12 protein-coding genes are annotated in these 16,214 nt (G+C 49.6%); 5 read left to right on the top strand and 7 right to left on the bottom strand.

Annotated features, from left to right (window positions below):
* Positions 1-1,029: hypothetical protein (locus tag B5G03_RS14800; RefSeq protein WP_206423635.1), on the bottom strand; the 1,029-nt coding region annotated here is incomplete at its 3' end.
* A 499-nt stretch (positions 1,030-1,528) separates the two neighbouring features.
* Between B5G03_RS14800 and B5G03_RS14795 the strand changes: the two genes are divergently transcribed.
* Positions 1,529-1,720 (top strand): hypothetical protein, encoded by a 192-nt coding sequence (locus B5G03_RS14795; RefSeq protein WP_087182440.1) that lies wholly within the window; start codon positions 1,529-1,531, stop codon positions 1,718-1,720.
* Positions 1,721-1,807: 87 nt separating this feature from the next.
* Here B5G03_RS14795 and B5G03_RS14790 read toward each other — a convergent pair whose 3' ends face one another.
* The 5 genes from B5G03_RS14790 to B5G03_RS14770 all read right to left on the bottom strand — a co-directional run bounded on the left by B5G03_RS14790 (position 1,808) and on the right by B5G03_RS14770 (position 10,049).
* Entirely contained in the window at positions 1,808-5,185 is a 3,378-nt protein-coding gene (locus tag B5G03_RS14790) for a DEAD/DEAH box helicase family protein (protein WP_087182439.1), read from the bottom strand.
* 12 nt (positions 5,186-5,197) lie between these two features.
* The gene (locus tag B5G03_RS14785) at positions 5,198-6,373 is read right to left on the bottom strand and encodes an HAD family hydrolase (protein WP_087182438.1); all 1,176 of its coding nucleotides are present in this window, start codon (positions 6,371-6,373) and stop codon (positions 5,198-5,200) included.
* A 110-nt stretch (positions 6,374-6,483) separates the two neighbouring features.
* Positions 6,484-7,401 carry a dCTP deaminase domain-containing protein gene (locus B5G03_RS17165; RefSeq protein WP_140401718.1) on the bottom strand — a complete coding sequence of 306 codons (918 nt, stop codon included), beginning with the start codon at positions 7,399-7,401 and terminating at the stop codon, positions 6,484-6,486.
* A gap of 15 nt (positions 7,402-7,416) precedes the next feature.
* Entirely contained in the window at positions 7,417-8,517 is a 1,101-nt protein-coding gene (locus B5G03_RS14775) for a restriction endonuclease subunit S (protein ID WP_087182436.1), read from the bottom strand.
* The gene (locus tag B5G03_RS14770; RefSeq protein WP_087182435.1) at positions 8,517-10,049 is read right to left on the bottom strand and encodes a type I restriction-modification system subunit M; all 1,533 of its coding nucleotides are present in this window, start codon (positions 10,047-10,049) and stop codon (positions 8,517-8,519) included. Before B5G03_RS14770 ends, B5G03_RS14775 begins: the two co-directional genes overlap by 1 nt.
* 523 nt (positions 10,050-10,572) lie before the next feature.
* Between B5G03_RS14770 and B5G03_RS17645 the strand changes: the two genes are divergently transcribed.
* Positions 10,573-11,919: a hypothetical protein gene (locus tag B5G03_RS17645; protein WP_087182434.1), complete on the top strand. Its 1,347-nt coding sequence runs from the start codon at positions 10,573-10,575 to the stop codon at positions 11,917-11,919.
* Positions 11,920-12,538: 619 nt separating this feature from the next.
* On the opposite strand, the gene B5G03_RS14755 is transcribed toward B5G03_RS17645, so the two are convergent.
* Positions 12,539-14,473 carry an autotransporter outer membrane beta-barrel domain-containing protein gene (locus B5G03_RS14755; RefSeq protein WP_087182432.1) on the bottom strand — a complete coding sequence of 645 codons (1,935 nt, stop codon included), beginning with the start codon at positions 14,471-14,473 and terminating at the stop codon, positions 12,539-12,541.
* A 341-nt stretch (positions 14,474-14,814) separates the two neighbouring features.
* Between B5G03_RS14755 and B5G03_RS14750 the strand changes: the two genes are divergently transcribed.
* Genes B5G03_RS14750 through B5G03_RS14740 form a run of 3 tightly spaced genes read left to right on the top strand, consistent with a single transcriptional unit; the run spans position 14,815 to position 16,194 of the window.
* The gene (locus tag B5G03_RS14750; RefSeq protein WP_242962486.1) at positions 14,815-15,324 is read left to right on the top strand and encodes a TetR/AcrR family transcriptional regulator; all 510 of its coding nucleotides are present in this window, start codon (positions 14,815-14,817) and stop codon (positions 15,322-15,324) included.
* Entirely contained in the window at positions 15,287-15,856 is a 570-nt protein-coding gene (locus B5G03_RS14745) for a DUF6138 family protein (RefSeq protein WP_242962485.1), read from the top strand. Before B5G03_RS14750 ends, B5G03_RS14745 begins: the two co-directional genes overlap by 38 nt.
* An 11-nt stretch (positions 15,857-15,867) precedes the next feature.
* Positions 15,868-16,194 (top strand): DUF5713 family protein, encoded by a 327-nt coding sequence (locus B5G03_RS14740; protein WP_087182431.1) that lies wholly within the window; start codon positions 15,868-15,870, stop codon positions 16,192-16,194.
* Positions 16,195-16,214: the final 20 nt, after the last annotated feature.

The following is a 16,214-nucleotide window of genomic DNA, read 5'->3' as shown; positions in this document are numbered from 1 at the left end:
CTCCGGCAGGATCAGCTCGCCCACAAAATCGTTGTAGCTGTTGTGCCGGGAAATGGGCGTGCCGTCTTCTTTGTGCCAGATCTCACCCAGCTGAGCGGTGGCAATCACCCGCTTGCCCAACCGGATATCGATGCCCTGCGTGGGCTGGGTTCCCTGATAGTAATACCGGGACTTGCCGCCCAGTACCAGATGATCCCGCTTGGATTTATCGAGGGTGCCATGGACGTAAATCACCGGTACAATCTGGCCACCCAGTTCCACTTCCAGCTTTTCGGTGCGGGCCATCATCATGGGAACCTGGATGGGGGGAACCAGCATGCTGCTCTGACCTACCGTTACCGCGATCTTGGCGCTGGGCTCCAGCGTGACCGGATTCAGTTCCAGGTAGCCCCGGTAGGCAACGCCCAGATGCTCGATCAGCCACAGCCGCAGGGTGGCCAGATCACTGAGCTTTCGGTTGCCCTGCCGCTGCAGGGTGCGGGCAATGGCCATCGGCACCCGCACATAGATAACCGTGGAAGGATCGGGCCACTGAAGATTCAAGCCCTCGGGCAGCTGAAGATTGTTTTCCTCGGTTACGGTCATCTTCAGGTCAAAGGGGCCGCTCACTTTGTAATAAGGGCCCGGCTGGCTGCGGGTGTAGATGCACCAGTCACCGGTGCCGCCGGACAGACAGGCCAGCGCATTGTTGAGACCATATCCGTGCTCATTCAGACGGCTGTTGGTCAGCGGAGCACTGCCCAGCTGAAGCGCATTGGTGAGTGCGGCAAGATCCATGCCACAGCCCCAGTCGGCCACTGCCAGGTGAATATAGTTCTTGTCCGCATCAGGTGCCAGCGCCACGCAGATCCGGGCCTTTTCGCCCTCCAGTACGGCGGCGAGGGCGTCATCGCACCCCTCGAGGACACCCTGATGGAAGAGCATTCCCTGACGGGCCAACCCGACAAAAGCCTTGCGGGTGATGTTGATGGCGATTTCGTGGCTCTCGTTGGTGCAAGCGGTGATGTTGTTCATGTTCTGGTTGTTCATATTGAATCCTCTCTTTCTTATTTATAAGGAATGTGGGTAATCCATTGCCCTTTTCCGGCTTGTTTTGTTGCGGCCGGCATGTTATGATGAGAGGGCAGATTGGATTGTTTTAACGGACTGTTCATTTTGCGTTTGCCGTGTCTGAGTTGCCGCTCAGATACGGCTTTTTTGTTAGAAGGGCAGGGGACTTTATCACGGCAAGCAGGCAGGGGCAATGACCAAACTGCCTGCTTCGGTGATCCGGGATGTTGTCCACCTCATAGATGAAGTGGGTGCGGATGTGTTTCATGTTGATACCTCACGTTATTTTGATTAGCAAGAGCGTGTCTCCTGTCTATGGTTAAATTATAACATACTGGTACCACCATGTATATTCGCTGATTCCACAAATGATACTGGTACCACCATGCGGGCATTTGTGCATATTGCATACTGGTACCATCAAAAACGGTGTGTTATACTTAATTAAATATATTTTTAGAAAAGGAAGTGATTATCTGTGGGGAAAACCTCTGCTGAAGTAAAGGATCGCTATAACAAAAAAGCATACGATGATGTCCGGGTTCGGGTGAAGAAAGGGCAGAAAGAAATCATTCAGAAGCGGGCGGAACAGCTGAACAAGAGTGTGAACGGCTATATTACGGATCTGATTGAAGAGGATTTGGCCGGCAGCAATTTGCTTGAAGAGTGAATCGAAAAAACACAGCCATACATATTAATAAAAAACCAGGCACAGAGTCACCTGCTGAGGTGAATCTCTGCGCCTGGTTTTCTGTTTTTATGATGCCGTGATCTGAACGGCGTTTTCACGAACCTGATTGATTGTTTCCAGCAAGGAGGTTCTGGTTTTTGCGTCAAACAGCTTGATGAAGCTGACCGGCTTGTCAAAGGGCGGCCTTGTCAGCTCCGCCACATTCTCCATGTATCCGTTCAGTTCAATGTGATGGATGATTTTGTTCACAAACGCAATCTGCTGCTGATTCAACGACTGGCCATTGATGAAGGAGGAAAACGCCTGCATTGCCGCTTCATGGTCCAGCTTGGTGATTTTACGAATCAGCAAACCAAAGGGCGTATCACCAAACTCGCGGGCATAGTCTTCTTTGCTGCCCAGTTCACTGGTCAATATCCGCTCCAGCTCCTGATAATCGCCCAGCGTCAACGGAATGTTGTGCGTCAGCTTGTGAATTGCCAGCGTGTCGCCATGCTCGTTGACATACCGGTTGACCTTTAACCGGTAATCCTCGAAATCATAGGCGGCATCCAACTGGATTCCCTCCTGACTGTCGATGATCGGGTCGGTCAGTTTGGTGACAATGCGCTTTTGCTCTCCGCCGCCTTCGTCCAAAAAGCGAATCAGCTCCCGTAACTCTTCCCGGACCCGCTCAAACAACAGAACATCGCCTGCATCCCAGAACCCATCGGTCTGGATTTCTCGCAGCAACGGCAGCTTTTCCTGAATCTGCGGAATGCTGGCTTTGCGTTCCAGCAGGGAAGCGGTGTCACACAGCTGCTTTTTGGCATACTTGAACGCGGGCATCTGTTCGATGTGCGCCAGTATCAGGCCATACATGAAGTTGTCAAACCGTTTTGCAAACTCGTCCGATTCTTCGGAGCGCACCAGCGGTGCAATCTGCGTCAGAAGTTCGCCCTTGTCGCCCTCACTGATGGACACAAGCGATTCCGGCTTTTTGTATTTCTCCACCGCCTTCATCCGAAGTTTTACCGCAATCAGGTCGGGGCTGAGGGCCAGAATCTGCCGGTGACAGGTGTTGACAATCTCCTTACGCCATGCCTGATAATCCTCCCCGGTAAAGGCGCTTTCCTGCAGCGCCATGGCGATTTTGATTTGCTTGCCGAAGATGTTTTCCGACAGCGTTTTGGTTTCTCTGGTTTCGTAGCCTTCTTTGTGCTGCCGGAAGTATTCGAAGTTGCCGCAGTAGTCAAAAATCAGGAAGCGCCGCTTGTCGGTATAGGTTCCGTCGATTTGGTCCACGCAGGCCAGCCCTTTGCACAGCCGGGTGCCGCGGCCAATCATCTGCCAGAACTTTGCCTTTGACCGAACCTTTTTGAAAAACACCAGATTGACGCATTCCGGCACGTCGATGCCGGTGTCCATCATATCCACCGATACGGCAATGTGCGGTTCTTTTTCTGGCAGCTTGAAATCGTCGATGATGGTCTGGGCATAGGCGTCGTCGCAAATCACCCGCTGGGCGAAGCTGCCCCGGTACTGGGGGTACAGCTTATTAAACCGCTCCAGAATAAACTCCGCGTGTCGCTTGTTCTGGGCAAACAGGATGGTTTTCCCCAGACGGTCGCCGCCCGCCACCTTGATACCCCGGTCCATCAGGTCCTGCAGCACGATGTCCACGGTGGTTTCGTTGAACACAAATTTATTGAGGGCAGCGGAGGGGATAAAGTCCGGCAGCTGACCGTCCTCGATGAAATCATCCTCATATCGCTCTTTGTCCTCTTCGGACAAATCATCGTAGGAGATGCCTTCCTCCAGAAAACGGGTTTTGACCTCGTAGTTGTAATAGGGAACCAGCACATGGTCCTGCTGCACTGCCGTTTCATAGTCGTAGGCATAGGTGGGCACACCGTGTTCCATCTCGAAGAAATCGTAGGTGTTCCGATCCACATCGGTTTTCGGCGTGGCGGTCAGGCCCACCATGAAGGCGTCAAAATATTCAAAGATGGCCCGGTACTTTTTGAAGATGCTCCGGTGGCTTTCGTCAATGATAATCAGGTCGAAGTGCGCCGGAGTAAACAGCTGCCGCCCGTCCTTGGATTTAGTATCGTCAATGGCGTTGAGGATGGTGGGGTAGGTGGAGAACACAATGCGGGCGTTCCGGTCGTCCTTGTTGGAGCAGAGGTTGCACAGGGACATATCCGGCAGATAGTTCTTGAAATCGTCCTTTGCCTGCTTCACCAGCGCAGTGCGGTCGGCCAAAAACAGAATGTTGGTTACCCATTTGCCGCGGCTGAGCACATCGGTCAGGCTGGACGCGGTTCTGGTTTTGCCGGTGCCGGTGGCCATCACCAGCAGATGCTTGCGGAACCCCTGTGTAATCTGTTCGCACACCGCCCGGATGGCCTCCTTCTGGTAATACCGGTCGGTGATTTTGTCATCAATGGAAACACCCATCAAATCCATCCGCTCGGTGCGGCGGTTCATCAGCTTTTGCAGGTCATCCTTGCTGAAAATGCCGCTGACCTTCCGCTGTGGGGCAGTCTGGTCATCCCAGAAGTAGGTTTCAAAGCCGTTAGTGGTGAACATCATGGGGCGGCGGCCAAACTTCCGTTCCAGACAATCCGCATACAAAACCGCCTGTTTGCGCCCGATGTTGGGGTCCTTGCTGGTGCGCTTAGCTTCCACCACCGCCAGGGGTAATCCGTCCTTCCCAAACAGTACATAGTCGCAGAAGCCCGGCTGACCGGGTACTCCGGCCATATCCTCCACGCGATACTCCTCCTGCACATCAGCATCCGGGCCGGTGAACTTCCAGCCCATCAGCTTCAGATCCACATCGATGTAGATTTTGCGGGTCTTGAATTCCGAGAGGTCCTCCGGCTGGAAGGTGCGTTCCTTCTGGTGCTGCTCCTTTTCGGCGGTGTACCGGGCGGACATCTGCTCGATTTGCTTGCGCAGCGCCTCGATCTCGGCGTCCTTCTGGTCCAGCAGGCTTTCCTGTTCCTTGATTTTTCGGGTGTCCACCGCCACCTTTTCGGTGGGGACAAGGTTCTCGTCAAAGGTGCGCTCCTGATAGTCCGCGCCATAGCAGTAGTCAATCCACTGCACAAACTCAAACAGACCGCGCAGGGAAGCAAGCGCATCGCTCGGCTGAACGCTGCGCTCAGTATGTACCGCCAGATTGCCCAATTTGATGATAAACGGCATCTTGCCCCAGGTGTCGGAGTCCACAGCAAAGCGGAAGGTCGGCTCGTGAATGAGGGATTGCAGATTGTCCTTGTAGGGCATTTTCATGGACTTGTCCGCCGCATAGACCCACTTCACCGCCAGCTCCAGCGCCTTGCGGCAGCCCACCGCACACATGGCCGGAGCAGAGGAATAGATTTTCTCGGCTTCTATGCAGGCAGGGGCAAAGAGGGAGTATTCGGGTTTTGGCTGGAGAAAAACAAAGTTCCCCATAAAAACACATCCTCAATTATCATTCTCTAAGAGATCTTTGATTTTCTGAATAGTTGGCGTCATTGCTCTCACACTTTTTAATAGTTTTTTATAGAAATTTGCTACATCTAAATCTTTTAATATATAGCGAACCTGACTATTATTATAAGCGGTTTCAAATAAAATTTCTTTTTCGTCGAATGACCATTCATCAATTGCTTGTAATTTTTCAATGACATTGTGAGTTGTTGTAAAGCTTCGGCTGTTTTCTAAGGCAATTAGCAAGTCGGTTTTTTTGCGTGCTTCATCATTGCTTCCTTTATCTGCTTTAATTCGCTCTATTTTGTATTTGTAATGCAGTGCTTCTAATGCCTCATTTGCGGCGGTTCGATCAATGATAGATTTCACCAAACCATCCAGTTCTGTGCCTTCTGTGTAATCAGCAGGGGCAAAGTATTTGATTCTACCATCACGCATCATTTTATAAACTTTGCTTTTATCTTTAGTCTTAGCATTGTAGACACCAATAGAATGACCACCATAAGAATTGACGAGTTTCATACAAGGAATATCTGTATCGCTATCACCAATGTAAATCATATTGCGAAAAGGAACTCGCATTTCCTCGGGAGAAAAAGATTCATTAACGGCAGGATCATTGATATCCAAAACACCTTTTTCTATTCTAAACAAAAATTGAGTTTTATTTGTATAGTTCACAACCTGAGCAGGCCATACAGCTACTCCATTGTCGTTGTAATAAAAAGAACTTGCATAAATTTTCTCAAAAGCCCCAGCTTTTGCCACTGAAGTTCCCTCGATCATTTCTTTTAATCCTGAAGAAATGATATAGTGCTCCACAATAACATTTTTTTCTGTCCCATACTCACGAATGCGTTCAAACCATTCTTCAACCCCTGGAAACAGTTCGACAGAGGCACCGTATTTTTCAAGAGTATCTTTTGTGAATAAAACTTTCCCTTCCGACTCTTGCTTCATTGTGAACATATAGGCGAGATTTTGGTCCATTTCATTATCACTGGCAAGATCATTGGATTTTCTCCAAAAATCGGGGATGTCGTATCCGACCGATTGGATGTATCCCTGAGCCTGCATATCATCCGGAGATAATGTTTTGTCAAAGTCATAACAAATTGCGACAACAGGAAAAGATTCTTTATGCTTTCGCATATATTCTTTGTCAGCCATAAGAATACCTCTTTTTTCTAAAATAATTTTAAAAATATCCTTGCGTGTATGTAATTAACTAAAGCAGAATACATTTACTGTTATTCTTAGAAAGAGAAAATTGTATAGCCTCACTTTTTGTCTTTGAGGAATCCCCATAACCACATCAAAAACGACCCAATCAAACCGGAGCAACCCACATTCCAAAACCTATCTACCCACACCGGATCTGTACCCAAAGTGTCTAAAAAAAGAGCGCCACCGTAAAGTGAAGCAAAAGCAATACAAACTAAAATTACAGCAAATATATTCCTTTTATTTATGTATTTTCGAAACTCTTTGAAACGATTTTTTTGGAGAGTCTTTTTATACTCGAGGAACTCTGCAGAGCTACACATTTTTTCGGATATTGAGTTGAAAGTCGACTTCCAATCTTGAGAAAAGTAATCTTTGTCATCGGAATTCATGTCGCAAGAATGTTCAAGCAGTCTATCATAGTGACTGGAAACGGTGGCGCTAGTCCTTATTACGCTTGTGGTTAAATAATCAAAGGTCAATGATACAAACGTGTCGCCAACATTTAGAACGATAACGTCATCAGTAATATTGTGTAGTGAAATCATGAGGTGACCACAATATCCTGGACCCAACATTGTTCCAGTATCACCAACTCCTTGCGCGACAACCCCAACTTTCGAGTGTACAGCTCCACCAATGTGATTCCCTATACCGATTACCTCCTCGGTTTCCACAATGGTCGTTTGGTGAGGCAACAACAAGAGGTATTGAGAATTGTGTCCACCTTTGTGGTAGTCAGTAAAAACTATTCTTTGCCCTTTTCTGTAATGCAGTGTTTTTCTAATCGTTCCATGACTGCTACTTAGACTAAACTTGTTTTTGCCATACCAGTATATTGTTGCATCGGATTGACACCATGCATATTTACTTATCGTAACATTAACTGAGTTTTCCTTTATATTAGATGGTTTAAGAGGATAAAAACATAACCCTTTTCCAATTTCCTTCTCTATATCTCTACGACTTAACATGTATTAGAGAACACCTCACCCAAAATGTTTTTGTATCAACGCCATTTTTAATATTTCTAATTTCTTGAGATTGATACTGATTGTGGTTTTTGTTTTTTCTATTTGATTAACAAAGGCAGAAAATTGATTTTGCAAATCAACGGGAGGCAACAGTATCGGTAGCCCTTTTAACTGCCGCATGTTTATGCTTGCTATACCTGTTGTTTGTTTTGCACATCTTAGAAAATATTGCTTTGCTTTTTGGTGTTTCAAAAATTCAGAAAAATAACTGGGCAACAAGATTGATTCGTTCAATCTAACGCGGAAAATATGGTTTTGATGAATACAGTTTTTGGGTGGATTTTGAATGACAGCACCTCGACCTAATTTATCTGGATCGCCACCCTCAGTCATAAGAATATCATAGGGCAATAAACGATACTGCTCTATTTCAGATTGTGTAGCCAAAATCGTTTTTACTGTTTTCCAGTCGATATATCCGTCTTTCACATTGGATACGGCCATATAAGGAACTTCTATCAAACTTTGTTCTTTAACTTTTCTTCCTTTGGTAATACCAGAAACTATATCCGCAATTTCTTCCAGCTGTTGAGTCGGCCAATTATACGGATTATAAATCATATCCCCAAACATCTCCACAAACCTTGCCTTGACCATCTCATCCAGCTTGTCCAGCTGCTGGCGGCGTTTGGCAATCAGGTCGCTCACTTTGTCCAGCACCGCCGCAATTTGGCGTTGCTCGTCAAGGGGAGGGAGTAGCAGTTCTTCTTTTTGATAGTCTTTAAAATAGATATGCGGAATAGTTGCCCCAGTAAAATACTTGGAGAGATTCATGTGTTCCATTGCATAAGCCAAATAGCTAATGTCTACCGCATCGTTTGGAATAATGTACTGCATGGTTCCGATTACAGATGATTTTGCAGGTAGCTTCATAACACGCCCAATTCCTGCACCATCTTTTACGACTGCGATATAAGGGTTTTCCTGTTGATAAAAATCCACATTGGCAATAAAGCCACTTGCTCCATAAATAGGGAAGTTACCTCTACGTCCCTCTAAATCTTTTTGTGAAATATTGGAAGTTTCCTTTTTGCAAACATCCCCCAACTTCGCCATCACAGCATCCCCTCCAGTTCTGCCAGCCCTGTGGTGATTTCCATTTCCAGCTCGTGCAGGTCGGCCATCAGTTCCGTGGTCGAGGGGTACTCTACCGGCACATACTCCACCTGTTTGTATTTGTTGATGGACAGGTCATAGTCATTGTCCGCAATTTCCTGCTTCGGCACAAAGAAGCTCTGCTCGGTGCGCTGGCGGTCGGTTTCCTTGTCCAGATGATGGAACCGCTCGATGATGTCGGAAATGTCGTTCTCCGCAACCTCGCTGCGCTTGTCGTCCAGAGAAAAACCATCGGCCTTCATATCGTAGAACCAGACGTTTTCGGTTCCGCCTGCGGCGGTCTTGGTGAACACCAGCACCGCCGTGGACACGCCCGCATAGGGCTTGAACACGCCGGAGGGCATGGAAATCACCGCCCGCAGCTGATGGTTCTCCACCAGCTCCTTGCGGATGGCCTTGTGCGCCTTGGAAGAGCCGAACAGCACGCCGTCCGGCACGATGCAGGCACAGCGCCCGCCCTTTTTCAGCATCCTTAAAAACAGCGCCAGAAACAGCAGCTCGGTCTTTTTGGTGTTGGTCACGGCCTTCAGGTTGTCGTGGATGCTCTCCGCGTCCACAGTCCCCTTGAAGGGGGGATTCGCCAGGCAGATGGTGAACCGGTCACTGATCTGGTTCTGCTTGGAAACGCTGTCGCTGTAATCAATTTCCGGGTGGCTGATGGAGTGGAGCATCAGGTTCATGGCAGAGATCCGCAGCATGGTGCGGTCGGTGTCAAAGCCGGTGAAGGCGTCCCCGGCAAAATGTTCCCACTGCTCGGCGGTCATGGTGTCCTCGTAATGCTTGCGGATGTATTCCGCGGCCGAGACCAGAAAGCCCGCCGTGCCACAGGCCGGATCGCAGATGGTATCGTCCGGCGTGGGCTGCAACAGCTCCACCATCATCTCCCGGATGTGCTTGGGGGTGCGGAACTGGCCGTTCTGCCCGGCGGTGGCCAGCTTGCCCAGCATATACTCGTACAAATCGCCCTGCATATCCCGGTCGGCAATGTCATGCTCATACAAATCATCCAGCCCGGTGATGATTTTTTGCAGCACCTGGGGCGTGGGAATCAGGAACATGGCGTCGCTCATGTAGCGGGCGAAGGCGGTCTCATTTTGCGTGTCGCTGGCGGAATCGTCGCCGACCTCCACCAGCTCGCCCTGCTCGTCGAAGTCCGGCAGGTGGCCGTGCTTCATGCTCTTGATGGCAGGAAATACCCGCCGGGAAATCACATCGTAAATCTCCCGGGGGTCGTTGTTCTTGAATTTGCTCCACCGCATGGACTGCCCCACAGCGGACTGGGGGAAAATCTTGTCCATCTTCTCGCCGGTCATATTCTCGAACTCTTCGGTTTCCAGCTCTTTCTCATCCAGAGAACGGATGAACATGAGATAGGTCAGCTGTTCAATGACGGTGAGGGGGTTGGTGATACCGCCCGCCCAGATGTCAGTCCATATTTTGTCAACCTTATTTTTAATCACGCCTGTTATCATGCGTTTGTTCCTCCGTTTCCTGTGCTGGGAGTAAAACCCCACTGAATGAACCATGAGCAATGTCCGCAAAAGAGGCTCATCCATATTGTTTTTATAAGTTTAATTATAATATATCGCGCTTCGATTAACAAATGAATTTTTACTCTTTATGATAGGCCGAGGTACAGGTAGAATACCCACATTGGGTGGAAGCTGAAAACGGTTCTTTGTGAAGTGTATATGCGACTAAAACGAATAAGCGCGTTTTTCTAGTGAAAATGTGTATTTTATTGTATAATAAAGGTATTTCAGAGGTGAATTTATAGAGTTCTGTGAGGACTTTTCTTGAAGGCAAGAAGCCATTTATGGGCCGAAGCGAATGTGTAGTAAGGGTGAATGATTATCCGCTAATCAAGTTGAAAAAGAGAATGAATTCTGCACCTTCTATTCTTAAAAAGATGAATCGTAAAACGTAGTTACATCCAATCTTTTTTGATAAGGCTGAAAACATTCTTGAGACAGAATCACATAGGAGGAAACAACAATGGCAATTCCAAAGGTGAGTCGGGAAGACATTCTAAAAGCAATTGAATTTATTGATGAAAACGGCGTTCCCCATCACAACCAAAGTATGCGGTATTTCCTGCTGGGCGAGAACGGAAAATTCTATCCGCCCAAGTATGTCATTGCCGTTGCAAACCATCTTGCAAACGAAGTTGCCATTGATACCTCTGGTTACAATGCGATAGAAGCGAAAAACTATCTCAAAAATAAAGGATTTACCATTACCGGCAACCAGGAAAAGTATGAGCTGACGATCACAGCTGAACAAGTCACATCTACGGACGAGTGCTTTGACAAAGACAGCTTAGGATTGGGAGATAACTTTGTCCCACTTGGTGTGTATTTTCAAGGTGCGAACGGGCAAACAATCAAGCGAAACTACGCCAAAGGTGAGCGAAGAAACTCCAATCAGACGATGCCAAAGCTGGCTTTCCAGATTTACGAAAAGCAGATCCGGGCGTTGTCTGTAGAAGAAAAGGAGAATTTTCCGGTATGTCAGTATAGCCCGGATAGTGGAGTGATTCGAGGAATTTTTTCAAGTGCAGAGGAATATCGAAAATACCACAATTCAATTGAGTATCTTACCTACAGTTATGACAATGATCGCAAATTCGTGATATATTCCTGGAATATTTTCTCTACCATTGTATTTATTCAGGAATGTCTGAAGCGGTTTGGTGAACCCGGTGACCGATTTGTACTTACCTATCGAGAGAAGCAGGATAAGGAGGAAAAAGTCTCTGAGCAAAACAGCACAGAAACTCTCTCTCCGCAGCAATCGGAGAAGGAACGTGTTTTCAATGGTTACCGCAATCCGTATTCGGACAAGCTGATTGAGTCCAAAAACATCATTTTCCGTGGTGCGCCGGGAACCGGTAAGACTTACCTTGCGAGAGAAATCGCCGCTGATATCATCAGCGATGGATATTTCGACGATTTTTCCATGCTCACGGATGAACAAAAGGAGCAGGTGGAGTTCGTGCAATTCCACCCCAGCTACGACTATTCGGATTTTGTGGAAGGCCTGCGCCCTAAAATCAATGCGGATGGCTCCATGGGGTTTGAGTTGAAGGACGGCATTTTCAAACGGTTTGTTGAGCGGGCCAGAAAGAATTACGAGAATTCGCAAAAATCCCAGGAGACCGTCGAAAAGGAAACATCTGCACAGGAACGCATTGCAGACTTTTTCTCATCTATAGAATTTGGTGAAACCACATTTGAAACCATCAATAAAAATGCATTTACTGTCCCATTTTTGACTTTGGTGCGGGACTTCTTTCCAATGTGCGCGACTATCCCATGGATATTGAACCTCGTTCCCACATGAAGCTGCTGCGGGCGCAGCCGCTGAACACAACATTCACACGACAGGTCCGGGCGGCCAGATCCCTCTACGGTCCCCAATTGCAATGGACTTTTACGGTTGCCGAAATAACTGCTGCACTGGAGGAGCCGCTAAAGTTCTATGCCGAAAGGGACCGGGCATACATTGCCAACAGGATAAAAACCTGCATCCACTGGCAGGCTGCAAAATTGTGAAGAGGGTGTGGGCAGATAACCGTCGGCATGTTTCAGCAGTACAGCGCCTTCGCCTACCACCTGCTTATTCAGAGCCCGTTCGGCGGCTTTCAGTTCATCGTTGGCAGTGGCGAGGGAATCGATGGTGAAATTGCAATTCGTACGCTATGCTCTGCCCAGAGATATTTCGTAACCGGTCATTTGAAATTTGTCTCTTGAAAAAAGATTGATGCTGCCCGCGTTTTAGTTCATACGGTCGGGCAAGATGATATATGTTGATGAAGCCATAACGCAGCTGCACAGAAAAGAAAAAGAAACAGGGCGCAAAACAGAAAAACTCCCTCCCGATCCATTCCTGCGGAATGAAAAGGGAGGGAGCTTTTTGCAAACCGGGCTTTTTGTGTTCGCAACGCTTCTGTTTGGGGGGATCAGAACTGTGACACTTCGTAGTCGCTCCAAGTTTCTGCGGTGGATGCGCCGGAAAGATCCGCGCTGTCGGAATAGGTTTCCACCGTAATGGTGAAATCACTGGTACCGGTCACATAGACGGTGCCATCCGTTCCCACGACTGATACAGAGTTCCCGGCGGTGTCCACAATGGTTCCTGCACACTGAAGATTCGTCAGAGTGCTGTCACCGGTGACTGCCCAGGTGCTGTCGGAATCGATATAGAGGGTGGCATATCCGTCGCCGCCATTGCCGGCATAGCTTTCATCCTGAAGCACAGCGCCGGTGAGCGTGCTGCCCTGCGTGAGATAAAAGTCCAAGCAGCTGATGGAATCCCAGATGATATCACCCTCCAGTGTCTGTTGGATGCCGGTGAAGTGACAGTCTGCGCCGTTGGCCCCGGCGGTTCCCCAGCCGCGGTCGTTGGCGTTTCCGGTGTAGCGCAGCAGAAATTCACTGTCGGCGGCGTTGGTGATGTCCACACCGGAGAGGACGAAGGTGGATTCGGTATTGGTGGTGTAGAACATACCGCCGTTTTCTGCGGTAAGGCTGCCGCCCATCATTTCAAAGGTGCTGTTGCCGACCTCAGAGTCGCCGGACATGCTCTGGTAGAGGATCACGTTCCAGGTGCAGTCATTTTGCTCCAGATCGCTCATGTTTCCTGAGAGGTCGCAGTCAAAGAGTCGGATGGTATTGAGTCCTTCAATACAGATGACTTCGGAGCCGGTGGCGGACAATGCGGCGTTGTGGATGGTGATGTCCGCTGTGCTGTAAACAGCGGGTGAGCCGGTGCCGTTGGAGGTGTAGCTGCCACCATCCACCACCATGGTACCGCTGCCCCGGTCGGAACGAATGGCCGCGGCGGATTCGCCTTCGGTCACCACGCTCAGATCCCAGGCGTAGAGGGTGCCGCCACCGGCCACATGGATACCGCCGGAGGTGTTCTGTGCAGTGGTGATGGAGGTGTCGGACACATACGCGATACCGTCGCCATAGGAAAAGACGCCTGCGCCGCCTGCGGCATCGGTGGTGATGGTACTGTCGGAGATGACCAGTGTTCCGTCTGTCACCAGAGCTGCAGCACCCACGCCGTAAAAGCTGGAGCTGTCGCCGCCGGTGCTGTCGTCAGACTGGCGGGTGATGGTCACATTATTCAGCTGAGCGGTCACGCCCTCTGTGGCAAGCAGAACGGCATTTTCATCGGTTCCGGTGGAGGACAGCTGGCTGTTGGCAACCTCGGAATCCTCGGTATATTCACTGGCAGCGTCATAACTGTCCGGTGCAGAGGACTGGCCACCCATACCACCGCCCATACCGCCACCGCCGGGCCCGCCGCCGGAAAGGGTGACTGATGTGGCAATACCATCATCGCCCACTTCCACGGTTACCGTATCGCCCTGGGAAATATCCTTATAGCTCAGGGAGGGCTGCGTCATGTCTGCGGGGGCCGAGCCTTCCGGCATTTCCGGAGGAGTCTGCCCGGAAGTTGTTCCGTTCTCCGGCATAGCGGGAGGTTCTTCCCCTCCGGAAGCGGCGCCGTTCGGGACATCAGGGGCGTTCGCCTCGCCGGAGGCTGCGCCGTCTGGTGCAGCCGGAGGAGTTTCGCCATTGCTCATTGTACCGTCCGGTGCGTCCGGCGGAGCTTCGCCGTCGGGAGCAGAGCCACCGGGAGCCTGACCGCCCATGCCGGGCTGCCCTTGCTGAAATATGGTGTCAGGGGAAAGGGGAATGATCACCGTACCGGAGTCTTCTGTGGTCAAGGAAATTTCATCGGCACTGATGGCGTTGACCGTGCCGGTAAAGGTCTGTTCTGCAAGGCTGACCGTGACACTTTGTTCACTTTCGCTTTTGCCGCAGGCGGTTGCGGAAAGCAGAAGTGCACCGGCGGTAACCATTGCAAGTAGCTGCTTTTTCATGGGAAGGTTCCTTTCTCATTGTGGATTGTTCGCTTGAGAACAGCATTATCATATTCCCTGAAACTTAATTGAAACTTAAAATACAGAACACAGGGGGCGAAAGTATCGCTTTGCAGGATGCCGCGCTGTGAACACAGGAAAAGGAGTATGGAGACAGCGTCGAGGGAAGTGGTGTCACATAGCTGCTTTTTGGCATACTTGAACGCAGCCTGCTATGCCCTCAGTGCGGTGCACTGGGGGGAGTTATTTTTTGAACAGTCTTGCATTTCAATAGAGTTTCGCTATAATACAAATAAAGACTATTTTTTAATTTTATACTTTATATGAGAAGGTGACAGCTTGTGGCAAGAAAGGCGTACTCCGATGAGGAGAGGGCGCAGGTGAAGGAAGCCCTGATGGTCACCATGATCCAGTGCATCGCGGATCGGGGGCTGATCCATAGCAGCATTGATGTTCTCTGCAAAAAAGTGGGGATCTCCAAGACCTTCTTCTACAGTTTCTTCTCATCCAAGGAGGAACTGGTGCTCTACGCCCTGCGATATCAGCAGCCCAGACTGCTGGACTACGCCCGTCAGCTGATGAAAGACCCAACGCTCAGTTGGCGGGCGGGCGTGGAGACCTTCCTGAAAAACTGCTGCTACGGTGCCAAAAGCGGAGTCGCTGTTTTGTCCATTGAGGAGGAGCAGCAAGTACGCCGTTGCCTTTCCGAGGAGAATTTTCAGGCCTTCCGACAGGATCAGGTCAGTTTTTATGGGAAACTGCTCTCCATCTTTGGCCTCCCCACAGACAGTATACCCTGGCCTCCACCCCCTGATGGAACGGTACGCCCGGCTTGCCATGCGGCAATATGAGCAGTACACCAATCTCAGCGATGAGCAGTGCGCGCTTCCCGGAAGTTTTGCTGTGTTCGCTCTGGGAATGCTGGGGCAAGAGTGGCGGCAGCTGGTATGGGATTATCTCGATCTCTGCGATGATGAGCACTCCCACTTACAGGAAAAATTCCTCCGGGAGTATGTGAAACAGTTCGGATTTACCGCCGATACCGTCCCTGTATTTGTCCGTGGGGTGCTGTCCATGCAGAACATGAAGTATTCCAAGGACTATGCCGCGTGGATGGCAAATGCAGAAAGCCTGGACGCTCTGCTGGAGGCCAAAAGCCACCTGTCCGAGATCGTTCCAAGCGGTTTTTCCTCCGACGAGGATGACGATGATGACGAGGAACCCGCCGAGGAAACAGAAGCCAGCCCGGAGGAAGTGCTGCAATACGCATGGGAAACGGTCTGCTATGTGATCTGGGGCAAAGCCAGCGCCAAGGGTGGCCAGAAAGTGGTGGAAGCAGCTCCGGTGGAACTGAGAGAGCGGTATCAGGAAATTTTTCGATAGGAGGAAACAATATGAAAACCTTTGATCCCGATTATAAATTACTGGACGAGATGTATCAGGATGATTATTATCCTGCTTTTCTGGTAGACAAGGTAAAGGATGAACTTCAAAAAGTCATTGACCTGCTGGAGAGCGGCGAAACCGACACTGAAGTGATACAGAACACGCTGGATAAGGCGGTCTGCGGCATCAACGATCTTCAGGATGAATTTTACGAAAACGACAGCGAGATTGAAACGGTGGCGAGGGATTGTATTGGAGATACCGTTGCCTACATTCTGGAGTGGTTTGACATTCCCATTGACACCGAGGAGGCCATCCGGGAACGGGACTGGTAATTTTTCAGTGCTTTGACCAC

Origin of the sequence: Gemmiger sp. An50, assembly GCF_002161595.1 — a bacterium.
Classification (GTDB): domain Bacteria; phylum Bacillota; class Clostridia; order Oscillospirales; family Ruminococcaceae; genus Allofournierella.
Note: the sequence above shows the minus strand (reverse complement) of the source record. Positions and strands in the feature narration are given on the sequence as shown.

Coding starts and splice junctions, on each gene's coding strand:
- B5G03_RS14790 (WP_087182439.1), bottom strand. CDS start 5,185: ATGGGGAACTTTGTTTTTCTCCAGCCAAAACCCGAATACTCCCTCTTT.
- B5G03_RS14785 (WP_087182438.1), bottom strand. CDS start 6,373: ATGGCTGACAAAGAATATATGCGAAAGCATAAAGAATCTTTTCCTGTT.
- B5G03_RS17165 (WP_140401718.1), bottom strand. CDS start 7,401: ATGTTAAGTCGTAGAGATATAGAGAAGGAAATTGGAAAAGGGTTATGT.
- B5G03_RS14775 (WP_087182436.1), bottom strand. CDS start 8,517: ATGGCGAAGTTGGGGGATGTTTGCAAAAAGGAAACTTCCAATATTTCA.
- B5G03_RS14770 (WP_087182435.1), bottom strand. CDS start 10,049: ATGATAACAGGCGTGATTAAAAATAAGGTTGACAAAATATGGACTGAC.
- B5G03_RS17645 (WP_087182434.1), top strand. CDS start 10,573: ATGGCAATTCCAAAGGTGAGTCGGGAAGACATTCTAAAAGCAATTGAA.
- B5G03_RS14755 (WP_087182432.1), bottom strand. CDS start 14,473: ATGAAAAAGCAGCTACTTGCAATGGTTACCGCCGGTGCACTTCTGCTT.
- B5G03_RS14745 (WP_242962485.1), top strand. CDS start 15,287: ATGGAACGGTACGCCCGGCTTGCCATGCGGCAATATGAGCAGTACACC.
- B5G03_RS14740 (WP_087182431.1), top strand. CDS start 15,868: ATGAAAACCTTTGATCCCGATTATAAATTACTGGACGAGATGTATCAG.